Source organism: Rhodococcus sp. P4_F3_2, from assembly GCF_056401335.1.
Window position 1 is genome coordinate 51,737 of sequence record NZ_JBFUJN010000010.1, and the last position, 16,163, is coordinate 67,899.

Consider the following 16,163-nt stretch of genomic DNA (forward strand, 5'->3'; position numbering starts at 1 on the left):
CCTAGTGTTCCGATTCATGACGCCATTCAAGCCCGTCCGCCAGCTGGACCGCAGGGCCTTCTTCCGCTACTCCGCGCTGACCGGCATCGCAGTCGCCGGTAGTGCGTCATTGCTCGCGTGTAGCAGTGACTCCAGCAGTTCGAGTGGCGGAACCACGGACGACGGTTCCGAATTCGGAACAGTTGCAGTGCAGTTGTCCTGGATCAAGAACATCGAGTTCGCCGGCGAGTACTTCGCTCTCGACAAGGGGTACTACAAGGATGCCGGGTTCGGGAATGTAGACCTGGTGGCAGGTGGCGCAGCCGGCACCGGCGTCGAAGCCGGCTTGGACACCGGCAAGGTGTGGATCGGAATGTCCGCACCGCAGCTCACAGCCCCCGCCGTACTCGACGGACTGGAGGCAAAAATCGTCGGGGCCACGTTCCAGAAGAATCCGTTTGCGATTGTCAGTTCCGCTGCGGCACCGATCAACTCACCGCAGGACATGATCGGCAAGAAGATCGGCGTCCAGGATTCCAATCAGCTCGTCTTCGGAGCTCTCCTGGCAGCAAACGGCCTGACCGAAAGCCAGATGACGATCGTGCCCGCGCAGTTCGATCCGAGCCCCCTGGCAAACGGCGAGGTGGACGGCTGGGTCTCCTACGTGACCAACGAGCCGATCACACTGGCCGCCAAAGGTTTCCCCAACGCCCACTTCCTCTTCGCGGACTACAACCTGCCGTTGGTCGCCGAATCGTTCACGGTTCTCCAGTCCACCATCGACAACGAGAGGGACAAGCTCAAGGCATTCCTGAAGGCCGAGATCCAGGGATGGAAGGATGCGGTCGCTGATCCGGCAGAGTCGGCACGGCTTGCCGTCGAGGTCTACGGCAAGGACCAGAACCTGGAACTCGAAGAGCAGATCAAGGAAGCCACCGCACAGAACGATCTTGTGGTGTCGGCAGATACCAAAGCCAACGGGTTGTTCACGATGACACCCCAACTGATCGAACAGAACATCGCGGCACTGTCGAAAGCGGGGCTGGAGATTACGGCGGACCAACTGTTCGACATGTCGATCCTCGAAGAGGTGTACGCCGAGAATCCGGAGTTGATCTGAACACCGGTCGTTGGGCACGACGATCTGGTCGTTCCTTTCGAGCATCGCTTCGAGCAACCTGAGATCTGATCGTCGTGCCCAAGCCCGGGTCAGATTGCTGGTTCGGACCGCGGGAACAATCGCGAGAGAACATCGGAGAGAGTGATGATGCCGACCGTTGTTCGTTCGTCTGTGACTACGGCGAGGTGATTTCGGCTCTCCCTCATCGAGGCGAGTGCGAGGTGGACGGGGGTATCGGGCGCAAGGGTGAACGCCGGTCGCATGATGTCCTCGGCGCGGGTGTGGTCGGGTTGGAGCAGGGTGTCGCGAACGTGCACGATCCCGAGAGGAACACCGTTGTCGCGAACGAGGATTCGTAGGTGCCCTGATTGTTTCGATACCGATCGAACGTGGTTCATGGTCGCGGATGTGGTGACGGAGGTCGGAGCTTTGTTGCTCGGAAGCAGATCGCGGACGGTCAGGGTCTGCATGTCGAGGGCGCCGGAGAGTTGCGCGGAGTATCCGGCGTCGAGGGCTCCGACGTTGGTGGAGTGCTCGACCAGGTGCCGCAAGGCGTCGGGGTCCTGGCCGCTGCCGACGTGATCGACCGGTTGCACACCGACTTTGACCAGAAGCCAGTTGGCCATCGAGTTCAGCGATTGCAGTAGAGGCCGGGTGATCCACATGAATCCGCGCATCGGGATGGCGAGCAGTGTGGCGGATTTCTCGGGGTGGGCGATCGCCCAGGATTTCGGTGCCATTTCACCGACGACCAGATGCAGGAAAGTCACGATGATCAGCGCGAGAACGAAACCGGCGACGTCGGCGATCCACAGCGGCATACCCCAATTCGAGAAGGCAGGGGTGAGCCAGTGGTGGACGGCGGGTTTGGTGATCGCGCCGAGTGCGAGGGTGCAGACGGTGATGCCGAGTTGGGAGCCGGCGAGGAGCACGGTTAGTTCGGAGGCGCTGCGCAGTGCGGCTCGGGCGGAGCGGCTGTTGGGGGCGGCGTCTTCGAGGCGGTGCCGTTTGGCGGAAATGAGGGCGAATTCGACGGCGACGAAGAAGGCGCTCAATGCGATGAGGCCGACGGTGATCGCAATGACGATCCAGGGATTGCTCATCGGTTCTCCTCCGCGGCTTCAGTCCCGGCCATCTCGGTGGGGTCGAGGCGTAGTCGTAGTGATGCCGGGACGTGCCGCTCGACGGACAGGACATCGATGACCAGTGAATGTCGGGGTTGTTCGCCGTCGGAAATCAGGTCGGCGGGATCAGGTGGCAATTCGACGCGGATTCGGGTCCCTTCGGCCGGAAGTTCGCCATGATGAGCGATGGTGAAGCCGGCGATCGTCTCGTAGTCACCGCTCGGGAGGTCGTGTCCGATGGTGCGTTCGATCTCGTCGAGGTGCACGCCACCGTCGACGGTCCACGATCCGTCCTCGCTGGGTAGTTCGAGTGGCAGATCGGGGTCGTGTTCGTCGGTGATTTCGCCGACGAGTTCTTCGGCGATGTCCTCGAGGGTGATAATTCCGGCGAATCCACCGTATTCGTCGATGACGCAAGCGAGTTGGTTCTTGCTGTCGGTGAGTTCGGCCAGGGCCTTCGGCAGGGGAAGTATCGTCGGGAAGATCAGGGCGGAGCGGGTGAGTGCGCGCACAGTCAGATCAGTGGTCGGCGTCAGGCCGAGAACATCCTGAAGGTGGATGACGCCGACGATGTCCTCGGAATCTGCCCCCACGACGGGATATCTGGAGTGCCCTCGCCCCATGAGAGTGATGACGTGGTCGAGGGAGTCGTCAGCGCGGACGGTGTCGACATGGGTGCGCGGGATCATCGCGTGCTCCACCGGACGAGTGGGGAAATCGAGAATACGATCGAGCATCGTCGACAACTCGGGCGGCAGAGTCCCAGTTTCGCGGGACTCGGCGACGATGTGCTCGAGGTCGCGGGCGGAGGCGGAGTGTTCGACGTCGTGCACCGGCTCGATCTTCAGGGCGCGAAGCAGCAGGTTCGACGCTTGGTCGAAGATCCAGATCAGCCAGCCGAACAGTTTCAGATAGAGGGTGGTCGAGCGAGCTAGCCACCGGGCCACCGGTTCGGGACGGGCGATGGCCAGGTTCTTCGGAAAGAGCTCACCGAAGAGCATCTGGACCAGAGTGGAGAACAGCAAAGCCAAGACAGCACCGATCGCGAGCCCGACGGCGGTGGGAATGCCGATGCCACCGAAGATCGTTCCCAGCGATTCACCGATGAGAGGTTCGGCGACGTAACCGACGAGCAGACCGGTGACCGTGATACCCAGCTGGGCGCCGGAGAGCATGAACGAGGTGCGTCGCGTCACCGCCAGAGCCCGCTGCGCCCCCAAATCGCCGGCCTGGGCGAGTGAATTGAGCCGGGATCGGTCCACGGCCATGTAGGCGAACTCTTGGGCAACGAAGTAGCCGGTCACTGCGGTGATCAGCAGAACGACCAGCACACCGAGCAGCAGTGTCAGGGCGATCATCATGAGCCGGACACCTCGCCATCACATGCGTTCACGTAGTGGGGTGTGTCCGGCCTGGGTCTGTGGCTGTCCATGGGTCTCTCTGTCGATGCGAAAGAAGCCTTGTTCTTTACTCTACGTTTACCCTGCCGGGAAAGTTCCCACCGGCATACGTTTTCACCGAAAGTATTCGCTGCGAAGAGGGAAACGATGTGGCTACGAATAGAACATCGGTTCCCAGCATTTCCCCCCAGGGGACCGTAGATTGCCCTACTCGATACCGGGGCCTACGCGCATCGCGTCCTTCCTGGAGCGTCCCGCCAGCAATTCCTGTCCAGTCAGATGAAGCGCAGCCGATTCGATTGTGCACATGCACTAATAATTGCAATCACCGCTGGGATCGTGCCGAAGATTTCACACCGCGTCATGCGGTGTTCTTGTTCCAGACGCCTGGAGGCTTTCACCTCATGGCGATGACGCTGGAGGCTAAATGAGTAAGACGTGGTTGCGACACTCGACTGTGGCAATGATATCCGCGGTAGCTGTGCTGGTCGGTGCGAATACTGCGGCGGGTGATCCCACCGATATCGTATTTCCTCCGGACCAGAACCAGCTCCCACAACTGCCGTCCGAACCGCAACTCTACGATCAGCTGCCGATTCCGACCCCCTCGGAAGACCCCTGGTACAACGATCCGGAGGACCTCGCGTCCTATGCACCTGGTCAGATTGTGCGCACTCGGGAGGTGCAGACCCGGTTGGTCGGTATTCCGGTTCCCGTCTACACCAAGCAACTACTCTTCCGATCCAACGATGTCCACGACAATCCGATCGTGACAGCCACGACGGTCATCGTGCCAGGCATTCCGTGGCAGGGAAGTACCCGGCCGGTGGTCTCGTTCCAGGAGGCCATCGACTCCACCGATTCGTCCTGCAATCCGTCGCACACCTTGCAGGTCGGCACGATGAAGGAGTCCCCGCTCGTGGCCGGTTGGCTGGCGCAGGGCTTCGCCATCAACGTCCCCGACTTCGACGGCAAGTTCAACACGTTCAACACCTATGCCGAGGGCAAGATGGTGCTGGACAGCCTGCGCGCGGTGAAGAACGATGAGGGGCTGGGCCTGGCCGATCCCGGCATCGCGTTGTACGGATACTCCGGTGGCGGCTCGGGATCGATGCGCGCTGCCGAACTGCGTGCGACCTACGCGCCCGACGTACGGCTGCTGGGCACGGCCGCGGGCGCCACCCCAGGCAGCCTCACCGGCATCGCACGATATGCAGTGCAGCCGCACCCCGGACTCGCGGGAGCCGGAAATTTCACCATGTGGCTCGGGTTCGTAGCCTTGGCACGGGAATACCCGGACGTGTTCCGGCCTGAGGAATTGCTCACCGAGGAAGGCCAGCAATTGCTGCGCGATTTCCAATCTCGCTGTGTCATCACCATCGCGCCCTCAGGGGCTTACCGCCCACTCAGCGCATATTTCAAGCCAGGTAAATCGTTGGACACCGAACCTGCGGTCATGCAAGTGCTCGAAGAAAACAGTCTCGGCAAGCACATCCCGGACAGCCCGATCCTGTGGTGGCACGGCATCTGGGACGAGATCGTGCCACCCTCGACAGTGCTGCCGACAGTGAACAAGTACTGGGACAGCGGTGCCGACATGCGGTTCATCACCGTACCGTTGCCCGAGCACGGACTCAATGCCGTCACCGGTTGGGCTCCGGCGGTAGCGTGGACCAGCGCCGTACTGCGCGGCTTGTCCCCAGGTCCGAAGTTCAATCTCGGGTCCCCCGCCCCTCTGCCCGCAGGCTTCCCAGGAGCTTGAGCGAATTGGTCGTGGGTACCAGTGACTGAGGAGGCAATATGGCGCATTCCCCCGAACCCGGGCCCGCGCACGACGAGCAATGGCAGCACGTGATCGCCCGGGCGCACGCCCGGGCGGCCGGCTTGGCCACCACTCTAAAGACCGACGACCTGCTGCCGCACTCCATGCTGGACGCAGACTTCGTGCCCAGCGTGCAGCTCAACATCGCATTGTTCTTCCGGTCACTCGTCATGGAACACGAACTGACCAGGGAAGACACCCGCCCGATCGTCGAACGAGCGTTGCGACTGATCCGTGACGGCATGTCCCTCGAGGAGATTCTGACCAACTACCGGGTCGGCACCGCATTCCTATGGAGCGAGTCCATCCTGGCCCTCGAACCAGATGAGTACCCGCTATTGCCCAAACTCGGGCTGTGCCTGACCAACTACCTCAATCTGGTGGTCACACACATCGCCACCACCCTGATCGAGGACAGCCGGCAGCCACGCTGGGACATCCTGGAACGCCAAGGCGAGATCGCCGCCGACCTGCTCGCTGGACGCGAGGTCAGCGGATGGACGGGCGCACCCGAGATCCCCATCGCGGAATCGTTCATCGTTGCCGCGGTACGACTCGGTCAACCGGCGCCCGGCACCCTCACCGCCCTCCGCGACCGGCTCGGGCTGCTCCCGGGCACCTTCCTCTACCGCGACAACGGCGGTTGGATCGCGCTCGTCCCCCTGCGCCCGGGCGACGAACGCGATCCGGCGTCGGCGTTAGCCAGCCGAATCGTACTGTCCAACAGTGCCATTCAGTCTGAATTCTGGATTGGGGTCGCGACCGCACTTACGCGGGCGGACATCCCCGGGGCCTATGCCGAAGCACGGACCGTCGCCGAGACCGCCCGCGCCCTCGGCCGGGCTGAAACGGTCTGCACCCGAAATCGCATGATATTCGAGTATTCCGTGGCTGCGGGCGGACCCACGCTGACGGCTCTGGCAGCGTTACTCGATCCCCTTGCCGATCATCCTGCGCTGCTGGAGACGCTCGATGCGTTCATCGACAGCGAGTTCAACCACAACGTCTCCGCCCAGGCACTGTTCATCCATCGCAACACAGTTACCTACCGGCTCTCCCGCATCGCCGAACTCACCGGCTATGACCCGCTACTGCCCAGCGGCGTCTCCACTCTCATGGCCGCACGGGTCGGCCAGCGCATCGTTACTTACTCTGCTCACACCGCGAATCCTCACCGGCGCCGCTCCGATCCTGCGGTCTGAGTTTTCAGAAGCTATTGGAGCCGAAGCAACTACTTTGGCGGGCTTCGGAGACTCGCCCGAAGCCCACCAAAGTGGCGGCGCACGTCCCGCCAATCTTCGCTGCATCTCGACAGGCCATCGGTGCTGAAGTTCTTTGCCCCGGATACCGCCGAAAGAAATGCCGATTCGAGCGGCCACTTGCTGATAGGCGCAAGACGAGCACCGACGCTGTGAAGCCGCTGGACACCTTTTCGGTGCCGGCGGCTTTGTCCATGCCGTATCGCAATTGCAGGTAGGCGGGACGGGCGCCCACAGAGTTCCCGCTTTTGGCGAACTATTGGCCGAAGTTGAACCTGAGATTCGCATTTATCAAGGTGTTGAGCCGCTTTCGCATCCGCACGACCTCCGCCTCGGACGGTATCGGATCTTCGAGGAAAAGCGTCCAACGCAGCATCGTGCCGTTTCCGACCGCCTCGATGTCGAATCGGATGACGGCGTCGGGGCGGTCCGGCCAGATCGACGACCAGATCACCAGCCCCGGTTCTTCAGCCCTGACGATCTCCGGTGCGATCTCGCTCTCGAGAAGTTCCAGCCAGTGCCGGGCGGGCTGGCGGTACGGATCGATCAATGCCTCGAACATGAAGCGCGCAGGCGGCGGCTGGCTCCGGCGCCTCGTCGCGACTTGCTGCATGACACGAGCGTAACCGCCTCTCAAGGGCATACCTCTGCCTTCACCCTGCAAGATCCACGAAAACCGGGATAAATCGGACACTGTCGGAGGACACTCAGGAGCACATCCGTCTGGGAGGGCCGCTCATGCGTAAACGCCATCAGGTTCTGCTTGCAGTGTCCGCAGCGATCGGGCTGTCTCTGACGCCGATCAATGCGTCGGCAACACCGAGCACGGGAGTACACGGTGAAATCCTCGGGCAGGTGACTTTCGACGGCAAGGACTACATCCTGCGTCAGATCACCATCGACCCCGGCGGTTCCACCGGTTGGCACTTCCACGACGGGACGCTCTACGCACTGATCGCGCAGGGCACGTTGAGCCACTACCGATCCGATTGCTCCGTCGACGGGATCTACAGCGCCGGAAATACTTTGATCGAACCGAGCGGTTCAGATCATGTGCACATCGGAAACAACTCGCAGACAACACCATTGGTACTCGAGGTCGTCTACGTCAATCCGGCGGGCAGCGCCCTCTCCGAAGATGCTGCGCCTCCCAACTGCCAACTACCCGGCTGACGGCGCCGAAGCGGTAAACCGCACCGGCATCGATTCGAGACCGGACACGAAGTTGGCGGCACGCCGCTGCAACGGCGCGTCGGTGGCAAGTGCCATTCCCGGCAGCCTGGCGAAGAGTTGCTCGAACATGATCCGTCCCTCGAGCCTGGCCAGCTGATTACCCAGACAGAAATGCGTTCCGAAGCCGAAGGCCACGTGTGGATTCGGTGTGCGGCCGATATCGAACCGTTCGGCGTTCAGGAACACGGACTYGTCGAAATTTGCCGATTCGAAGAGCAGCAGCATCTTCTCACCCGCTTTCAGTTGCGCACCGAAGAAATCGGTATCACGGGTCAGAGTTCGAGCCATGTTCTTGATCGGCGAGGACCACCGCAACATCTCCTCCATTGCCAAGGGAATGGCATCGGGATCGTCGGCCAGCGCTCGATGCTGGTCCGGATGGCGCAGCAGCTGCTCCATGCCGCCGCTCAGGACGTGCCGTGTGGTCTCGTCACCGCCGATGAGTATCAGTAGGGACTCGTTGACGATTTCCTGATCGGAGAGGGCCTCGCCGTCGACCGCACTGTGAATCAATGTGCTCACCAAATCGTCGGCCGGCTCGCTCCTCCGCTCGGCAATGGTTCGCATCATGTACGCGGTGAAGTCGACATACGCAGCCATCATGGCCTGCAGTTGCTCCTGGGAAGCGTTGCTTCCCAATGCCTTCACCAGATCATCCGACCACCGCAGAAACAACGCGCGTTCCTCGGGACGGACACCCAACATGTCGCCGATGACGGCCATGGGAAGTGGTGCGGCCAGGTCTGCGACGAAGTCGGCTTCTCCTTTCTCACAGACGGCGTCGATCAGTTGATCGCAGATCTCCCGGATACGGCCGGCCTTGGCTTCGACCTTCTTACGTGTGAAACCCGCGTTGACCAAGCGTCGACGCGTGAGGTGCTGCGGGTCGTCCATGTCGATCATCTGCGGCAACGGACCCGTTTCGGGGCGGATGCCGCCGGCGTTGGAGAACAGTTCGGGATCCCGCTCGGCTGCGACGACGGCGTCGTAGCTCGCGGCCGCGGTGATTCCGTTGGCGTCGTCTCGGTACACGGGCTCGTGATCACGCATCCAGGCGTATGCGTCGCGCACATTCCCGAGGTCTCCGCTGTAGAAGCGTCCGTCGATCAAATCGAAGGTCGGTCTGGTAGCCATCACTCCACCTCTCGCACAACCCTTGCCACAATAAGTAGAACCTGTTCCTATATAGCGTGGGGCGTTTTCACCGAAGCCGAACCGGAAAACCTCCAGAATCAGCACGCGAGCCCGCCGGAGCAACGACCAGGAGACACACATGGACGACGACACCGCCTCAGCGGGCATACCCACTTTCACCGGCACATCGATACTGGTGACCGGCGGCGGTAGTGGCATCGGTCTGGGCATCGCTCGTTCGCTGGTTGCGTCTGGCGCTCACGTCACGATCTGCGGACGCAACAAGGAGAAACTCGAAGCTGCCGCCGAATCGATCCGGCAGTCGAGTCCGGAAGGATCGGTCAGCGTCTCCCCTACCGACGTCACGATCGAGGCAGACGTCGTCGCCGCTGTTGCCGCGGCGGTCTCCGTCACCGGAAAGCTCGACGGAGTCGTGGCCTGCGCCGGCGGGAACGAAACCATCGCACCGGTCACGCAACTCGACGTCGACGCGTGGCGCCGCACCGTCGACCTCAACGTCACGGGGACCATGCTGACGATCAAGCACGGCGCCCGGGCGCTGGTGGCAGGAGGCGGTGGATCCATCGTCGCGATCTCGTCGATCGCCAGCAGCAACACACATCGCTGGTTCGGCGCGTACGGCGTCTCGAAGTCCGGCGTCGACCACCTGGTGCAATTGGCGGCAGACGAACTGGGCGCCAGCAACATTCGTGTCAATGCGATCCGGCCGGGTCTGACCCGAACGGATCTGGTCGCGCTCATCACCGACGGTGGCCCGATCCTGGACGACTACCTGGCCAACACTCCGCTCGAACGCGTCGGCGAGGTCGAGGACGTCGCCGGACTCGCTTCCTTCCTACTCGGACCGCAATCCACCTGGATCACCGGGCAGATCATCAACGTCGACGGAGGCCAAATGCTGCGCCGCGGACCGGATTTCCGCTCGATGCTCGAACCCGTCTACGGATCCGACGGACTCCGCGGGGTGGTCGCGCCATGAGCTACACGATTCTGGGCAAGAAGGTCGAGATGCCCGTCGAAGTTCGCACCGCGTCGGCCTTCATGGCGTTGTACTCGGTACCCAGCGCAACGGCGCAGTCGATCATCGATTACACCGGCTTGACCGCGCTCCAGTACCGTCCCGGCCGGGCGCTGTGCGGCCTGGTTTTTGTCGACTACATCGATGGGGATCTGGGGCCGTACAACGAATTCGGGGTGACGTACATGGTGCGTAGCCACACTGCGCCTCCCGAAACCTCGGTGCTGGGAGATCTACGTTCGCTCGCTGCCGGAACTGCAGGGGCACTCATTCACGAGTTGCCGGTGGACGGAGAGTTCACCAAGGCCGCCGGCCGGGAAATCTGGGGATTCCCGAAGGTGCTCGCCGAGTTCGACACCGAGCACGTCGGCTCGGTCAAGCGCGGATCCGTCTCGCGCGACGGCAAACTCATCACACAGTTGAGTGTGAAGTCCGGCGTCAGCGTGCCTGGCGGCGGAGCCAACATGTCGTTGGCCGCGTACTCGCATCTCGACGGCGCAACCAGGTGCACGTCGTGGGACATGGCGCCGACCGGCGTCAAATCGCGCCCTGGTGGAGCAGAGGTTCAGCTGGGTAGTCACCCGATGGCGGCGGAGCTTCGGAAACTGGGACTCCCCCGCCGGGCCCTGATGACCACGACCATCAAAAACCTGGCGATGACGTTCGGGGAGGCGACAACGATCTGAGTGTCAGCCGACGGCACCCCTTTCGGTCACGTGTGACTCGGGCTACACTCCTGGACGGTTGACCAACTCGCGTCAGACCGCCCGAAAGGACACTCGTGCAGATCACCCGACGCACCGTACTGGCAGGCGCTGCCGCCGCACCTGCGCTCGCCGCTCTGTCGACGAACCAGGCCGTCGCAGCTTCGCCGGCACGCACCGTTTCACCCGCACGTACCGACAAGTCGTCGTCGTTGCAGGTGGGCGTCGGGATCTCCGATGTGACCGGACCGGTCGCCGAGGTCGGCATGATGGGCTACTCGAGCTTCGACCAACGCGCCGAAGGCCTGCACCAGCGAATGCGCGCACGCGCCTTCATCTTCGAGTCCGGCGGGTCACGGGTCGCCTACGTGTGCGTCGACAACTGCATGATCTTCCAGTCCGTTCACGACGAGGTCCTACGCCGGCTGGCTGGGAAATTCGGCGACATCTACACCGAACGCAACGTCATGTTGACGGCCATCCATTCACACGCGGCATGTGGTGGGGCCTCGCACAACTACGCGTACAACCTCGCAGTTCTCGGCTTCGAACTGCCGGTGTTCGAAGCCGAGGTCAACGGCATGGTCGAGGCGATCAGCGCTGCCCACGAGAACCTGGCGCCGGGCTCCGTCCGTTTCGGGCGGTCCGACCTCACCGATGCCAGCGTCAACCGATCGCGAGTGGCGTTCGACCTCAATCCCGAAGAGGACAAGGCCTACTACCCCGGTGGCAACGATCACCACATGCGTGTCATGCGGATCAGTCGGGGCAGCAAGGACATCGGGGCGATCAACTGGTTCGCTACCCACTGCGCCTCGCTCACGAACGAGAACCATCTCATCTCCGGGGACAACAAGGGCGCCGCGGCGTACTTCTGGGAGCACGACGACCGGGGTGTGCGTTACCTCGACGGCGACACCAGCTTCATTGCCGCTTTTCCGCAGACCAACAGCGGCGACATGTCACCGAACCTCTTCCTCGAGCCCGGACGCGGACCGACCGAGGACGAATTCGAGAATGCACGCATCATCGGGCTGCGCCAGGTTGCGGCGGCTCAAACTGCCTTCGGCTCGGCCTCCGAAACCGTCACTGGTGGTGTCGACAGTCGGATCATGTACCTGGACATGGCAAATCAGGTGGTGAGCGGAAGATTCACCCCGGACGGGCGCGAGCACCGCACTGCACCGGCAGCGATCGGTGCGGCAATGAGCGCCGGAAGCGTCGAGGACGGGCCTGCAATTCCGATCTTCCCCGAGGGCACCCGAAACCCCATGATCGACGCCTTGGGCGGCATGGATGCTCCTGTGCCTCAATGGCTTCAGGATGCACAGGCCCCCAAGCTCGTAGTCGTTCCGGTCGGCCTGTTGCCACCGGGCGGATGGGTGCCGAACGTACTGAAGATCCAGATCCTGCGGATCGGCCAGTTCTACATCGTCGGTGGCCCTGCGGAATTCACCATCGTCTCCGGATTACGAGTGCGTCGAACCGTCGCCGAGGAGCTTGGAGTTCCCCTCGAGAACGTCATCTTCCAGGGCTACGCGAACTCGTACTCGAGCTACTGCACCACGCCACAGGAATACGATTCGCAGCAGTACGAGGGCGGCTCGACGATGTTCGGCCGTTACACACTGCCGGCCTATCAACAGGGGTACGCCGCTCTCGCAGCCGCGATGCGCGACGGCACCGAACCTCCTCGCGGCCCCGCGCCGGCCGACCTGTCCGGGTTCCAACCCAGCTTCGGACCTGGCGTCGACTTCGACGAGCCCTTGCCGGGAACACAATTCGGCGATGCGACCGTCCAGCCCGGCGACGGCTCACCGGGTGCGCAGGTTGCCGTCGAGTTCGTCACCGGCCACCCCAAGAACGACACTCACCGAAACGGGACCTTCTACGAGATCCAGCGAAATACCGGCGGATCCTGGACACGGGTCGCCGACGACAACGACTGGTCCACCAAACTGCACTGGCGCCGGGTCGGGAGCAACGGTTCCGTCGTTCGCATCACGTGGGATGTTCCGGCCGATACTCCGGCGGGTACGTATCGAGTCCAACACTTCGGTGCGTCGAAGGCTCGGGGTAGCGGCGCGATTTCGCCGTTCTCCGGGGTGACCGCCGAATTCCGCCTCACCTGACCCGCGTGAACGTATCGCTCCCCTTGTTGGACAAGGGGAGCGATACGTTCACGGGCGGTCGATCTTCGCCGCGACGATCAGGACCAGCAGACCGGCGACGGTGACCGCCGCCCCCATCCAGATCGGGGAGGTGAAGCCGAGTCCCGCGGCGATGGTGATTCCGCCCAGCCATGCACCGAGCGCGTTGCCGACGTTGAAGGCGGCAATATTTGCCCCCGACGCCATGGTCGGTGCGGCCGACGCGTAGTTCATGATCCGCATCTGCAGACCTGGAACCGTCGCAAAACCGAAGGCGCCCATGAAGAACAGCGAGATCACGGTCATGACCTTGCTCTCGGCGGTGGCGGCGAACACGATCAGAACGACGGTCAGGATCGCGAGAATCCAGACCAGCGCCTTCGTCAGCGAGCGGTCGGCCGCCTTGGCGCCCAGGAAGTTACCGACGAACAGGCCCGAGCCGAAGAGGATGAGCAGCCACGGAACGCTGGACGTCGCGAAGCCGGTGACCTCGGTGAGGGTGAAGGCGATGTAGGTGAAGGCTCCGAACATTCCGCCGTAGCCGAGGATGGTGATGGCGATCGAGAGCCATACCTGCTTGTTGCGGAATGCCCCCAACTCTCCGCGCAATCCGCCACCGGTCGTGCTGGCGGGCGTCGTCGGGACGAGTGCTGCAATTCCGATCAGGGCGATGACGCCGATGACGGTGATGGCCCAGAAGGTCGAGCGCCATCCGAGTTGCTGGCCCAGCAGAGTGCCGAACGGAACGCCGAGAACGTTGGCGATGGTCAGGCCCGCGAACATCATCGCGATGGCGCCGGCGCGCTTGTTGGGCGCCACCATGTCGGCGGCAACCACCGAACCGATCCCGAAGAACGCACCGTGGCACAGTGCCGCGACGATGCGTCCGCCCATCATGACCTCGTAGGAGGGCGCGAGCGCGGACATCAGGTTGCCGATGATGAACAGCACCATGAGCGAGAGAAGGACCTTCTTGCGCTCGAAGCGGGTGACGGCAGCGGTCAGGAGGATCGCGCCGATCGCCACCGACAGTGCGTAGCCCGAGATCAGGTAGCCCGCGACGGACTCGGTGACCTCGAAATCAGCCGAGACCTCGGGCAGGAGGCCCATGATGACAAATTCGGTGAGGCCGATCCCGAACCCGCCCATAGCGAGGGCAATGAGACCCAATGGCATCTCGATGTTCCTTTCACAGATTTACGCGTAAGCCGTTAGCGGGCGTGTGCAGTAGTTGCAGGCGCGCTATAAATAGTTGCACGCGCGCGCTACATGCGCAAGCTGGTAACCTGGAGTCGCAGGAAACGGACAAGGAGAATCACATGGGGATCGCCGACGACGCCGTCGAAATCCGTTCGCAAGGGTGGCGCACGCTCGCAGCACTGCACGGCGCCCTCGACACCGAACTGGAACGCGCGCTCCAGCGTGAGCACAAACTGTCCGTCGTCGAATACACCGTGCTCGACGCACTGAGCCGCCAGGACGGCTGGCACATGCGGATGGCCCAGCTGGCTCGCGCTGCCGCACTGAGCAGCAGCGCCACGACGCGCTTGGTCAATCGACTCGAAGATCGAGGACTACTGACGCGCATCCTGTGCGCCGACGACCGCCGAGGCATCTACACCGAACTGACGCCGGCCGGCCGCGAGCTTCTCGAAAGCGCACGGCCGACGCACGACGCCACCCTCGAGGCCGCACTCGACGAGGCATGCAAAACACCCGAACTCGCGCCACTGGTGCGCGCGCTCCACGAACTACCCGTCGGCTAGAAGTCTGCCGGAAGCAGGGCACGCTCCTCGATTCCCGAGACCACCTGAGCGACAAACACACTCGCATCGACGACCGCCCGCCCACCACGCGCGGGGACCAGAACGTCGACGGTGCCGCCGTGCACCTCGTTGTCCCCGATCACCGCGATGTACGGGTCACGGTGAGTGCGTGCCTCGCGGATGCGACGTCCCAACGATCCGTCAGGCGCGATCGCCACTCGAACATCGCGAGCCTCGAGATCGGCCCGCAAACGCTCGGCCTCAACCTGGTGCCGGTCGCCGACGGGCAGAATCGAGACTTGGTTGGGTGCCAGCCACGGCGGCATCCGCCCTTCGAACCTTTCGATCAAAAGCGCAGTCATGCGTTCCATCGACCCGAGCAAGCCCCGATGGATCATGACGGGGCGAGCCTTGGATCCGTCCTCAGCGGTGTACTCGAGGTCGAACCGCTCCGGTTGATTGAAGTCGAGTTGCACGGTCGAGAGTGTTTCCTCGCGGCCGTGCGCGTCTCGCACCTGGACGTCGATCTTGGGACCGTAGAACGCTGCCTCCCCCTTCGCTTCCACGTACTCGATCGAGCGTGCATTCAGCGCCTCGCGAAGGTGATCCTCGGCGTCCGCCCACTGCTCGTCGGTGCCGAGGTACTGCTGCTCTCCCCCTCTGATCGAGAGGCGGTACTCCCGTTCGGCAATCCCCAGAGTCGAGTAGCAGCGCTCGATCGCGACGAGCGCGACGATCACTTCCGCTTGCACTTGTTCACGACTACAGAAGACATGTGCGTCGTCGAGATTGATCTGTCGGACTCGACTCAATCCGCTGAGAACTCCGGAGAGTTCGCTACGGAACATCGAGCCGAGTTCACGAACGCGGAAAGGTAGCTCGCGATAACTACGACCGCGAGCGGCGAATACCTGAGCGTGATGAGGACAGTTAGCCGGACGAAGGAGAAATGACTCTCCGCCTATCTTCATTTCGGGGAACATGTCTTCCGAGAACTTGGACCAATGACCAGATCTCTCGTACAACTCTTTCTTCGCCATAACCGGGGTATAGACACCCTGACAACCGGAGCGCGCTGCTTGTTCGGCGGCGAACTTTTCGAGTTCGTTCCTGATGACGGCGCCGTCCGGTAACCAGAGCGGAAGGCCGGCTCCGACTATGGGGGTGGTGGCGAAAAACTCCAGGTCGCGCCCGAGTTCGCGGTGGTCAACGCTCATGAGAGCTCTCCAAATCGTTCAAGGGGAGACGCACGCGGAGCGACGAAACAGGAAAGCCCCGGGGCGATAACTCCCGGGGCTGAAAGGGTTCGGTCAGCAGTTGCTAAACGATGCGCCGGAAGAGAACCGGCGTCGTCGTGTTGTGCGCAATACTGACCATGTACGTGAGGTTACATCAACTTCCTACCCACCTACAGCCCGAATTGTCGGGCCTCT

Annotated in this window: 14 protein-coding genes; 8 read left to right on the forward strand and 6 right to left on the reverse strand. The window is 62.6% G+C overall.

Going from position 1 to position 16,163, the window contains the following annotated elements:
• Positions 1 to 16 precede the first annotated feature (16 nt).
• On the forward strand, positions 17 to 1,099 hold the full coding sequence (locus AC1DWA_RS12560; RefSeq protein WP_020968444.1) for an ABC transporter substrate-binding protein: 1,083 nt from the start codon (positions 17 to 19) through the stop codon (positions 1,097 to 1,099).
• Positions 1,100 to 1,188: 89 nt separating this feature from the next.
• Here AC1DWA_RS12560 and AC1DWA_RS12565 read toward each other — a convergent pair whose 3' ends face one another.
• Both AC1DWA_RS12565 and AC1DWA_RS12570 read right to left on the reverse strand, forming a co-directional pair.
• Complete coding sequence (locus tag AC1DWA_RS12565) at positions 1,189 to 2,202, reverse strand: hemolysin family protein (protein WP_020968443.1); 1,014 nt, start codon at positions 2,200 to 2,202, stop codon at positions 1,189 to 1,191.
• The gene (locus AC1DWA_RS12570; RefSeq protein WP_195791505.1) at positions 2,199 to 3,584 is read right to left on the reverse strand and encodes a hemolysin family protein; all 1,386 of its coding nucleotides are present in this window, start codon (positions 3,582 to 3,584) and stop codon (positions 2,199 to 2,201) included. The genes AC1DWA_RS12565 and AC1DWA_RS12570 overlap by 4 nt, the downstream gene beginning before the upstream one ends.
• Before the next feature lie 466 nt (positions 3,585 to 4,050).
• Here AC1DWA_RS12570 and AC1DWA_RS12575 point away from each other — a divergent pair, with 466 nt between their 5' ends.
• Both AC1DWA_RS12575 and AC1DWA_RS12580 read left to right on the forward strand, forming a co-directional pair.
• Complete coding sequence (locus tag AC1DWA_RS12575; protein WP_020968441.1) at positions 4,051 to 5,385, forward strand: lipase family protein; 1,335 nt, start codon at positions 4,051 to 4,053, stop codon at positions 5,383 to 5,385.
• 38 nt (positions 5,386 to 5,423) lie between these two features.
• Entirely contained in the window at positions 5,424 to 6,647 is a 1,224-nt protein-coding gene (locus AC1DWA_RS12580; RefSeq protein ID WP_080908928.1) for a PucR family transcriptional regulator, read from the forward strand.
• A 313-nt stretch (positions 6,648 to 6,960) separates the two neighbouring features.
• Here the strand turns inward: AC1DWA_RS12580 and AC1DWA_RS12585 are convergent, their stop codons facing one another.
• Entirely contained in the window at positions 6,961 to 7,317 is a 357-nt protein-coding gene (locus AC1DWA_RS12585; protein ID WP_024487755.1) for a hypothetical protein, read from the reverse strand.
• A gap of 125 nt (positions 7,318 to 7,442) precedes the next feature.
• On the opposite strand from AC1DWA_RS12585, the gene AC1DWA_RS12590 reads away from it, so the two are divergent.
• Positions 7,443 to 7,877 carry a cupin domain-containing protein gene (locus AC1DWA_RS12590; RefSeq protein WP_113682127.1) on the forward strand — a complete coding sequence of 145 codons (435 nt, stop codon included), beginning with the start codon at positions 7,443 to 7,445 and terminating at the stop codon, positions 7,875 to 7,877.
• Here the strand turns inward: AC1DWA_RS12590 and AC1DWA_RS12595 are convergent.
• Entirely contained in the window at positions 7,866 to 9,071 is a 1,206-nt protein-coding gene (locus AC1DWA_RS12595) for a cytochrome P450 (RefSeq protein ID WP_477916682.1), read from the reverse strand. The genes AC1DWA_RS12590 and AC1DWA_RS12595 overlap by 12 nt on opposite strands.
• A gap of 139 nt (positions 9,072 to 9,210) precedes the next feature.
• Here AC1DWA_RS12595 and AC1DWA_RS12600 point away from each other — a divergent pair, with 139 nt between their 5' ends.
• The 3 genes from AC1DWA_RS12600 to AC1DWA_RS12610 all read left to right on the forward strand — a co-directional run bounded on the left by AC1DWA_RS12600 (position 9,211) and on the right by AC1DWA_RS12610 (position 12,946).
• The gene (locus tag AC1DWA_RS12600) at positions 9,211 to 10,071 is read left to right on the forward strand and encodes an SDR family oxidoreductase (RefSeq protein ID WP_019746912.1); all 861 of its coding nucleotides are present in this window, start codon (positions 9,211 to 9,213) and stop codon (positions 10,069 to 10,071) included.
• The gene (locus AC1DWA_RS12605; protein ID WP_029254467.1) at positions 10,068 to 10,796 is read left to right on the forward strand and encodes an acetoacetate decarboxylase family protein; all 729 of its coding nucleotides are present in this window, start codon (positions 10,068 to 10,070) and stop codon (positions 10,794 to 10,796) included. The genes AC1DWA_RS12600 and AC1DWA_RS12605 overlap by 4 nt, the downstream gene beginning before the upstream one ends.
• A 95-nt stretch (positions 10,797 to 10,891) precedes the next feature.
• Positions 10,892 to 12,946, forward strand: coding sequence for a neutral/alkaline ceramidase (locus AC1DWA_RS12610; RefSeq protein ID WP_070796374.1), 2,055 nt, complete (start codon positions 10,892 to 10,894; stop codon positions 12,944 to 12,946).
• Positions 12,947 to 12,994: 48 nt separating this feature from the next.
• Here AC1DWA_RS12610 and AC1DWA_RS12615 read toward each other — a convergent pair whose 3' ends face one another.
• The gene (locus AC1DWA_RS12615) at positions 12,995 to 14,140 is read right to left on the reverse strand and encodes an MFS transporter (RefSeq protein WP_477916684.1); all 1,146 of its coding nucleotides are present in this window, start codon (positions 14,138 to 14,140) and stop codon (positions 12,995 to 12,997) included.
• Between the two features lie 143 nt (positions 14,141 to 14,283).
• On the opposite strand from AC1DWA_RS12615, the gene AC1DWA_RS12620 reads away from it, so the two are divergent.
• Positions 14,284 to 14,730 (forward strand): MarR family winged helix-turn-helix transcriptional regulator, encoded by a 447-nt coding sequence (locus tag AC1DWA_RS12620; RefSeq protein ID WP_003945852.1) that lies wholly within the window; start codon positions 14,284 to 14,286, stop codon positions 14,728 to 14,730.
• Here AC1DWA_RS12620 and thrS read toward each other — a convergent pair.
• Positions 14,727 to 15,947 (reverse strand): threonine--tRNA ligase, encoded by a 1,221-nt coding sequence (thrS, locus tag AC1DWA_RS12625; RefSeq protein ID WP_477846375.1) that lies wholly within the window; start codon positions 15,945 to 15,947, stop codon positions 14,727 to 14,729. The two genes, AC1DWA_RS12620 and thrS, sit on opposite strands and share 4 nt — an antisense overlap.
• Positions 15,948 to 16,163: the final 216 nt, after the last annotated feature.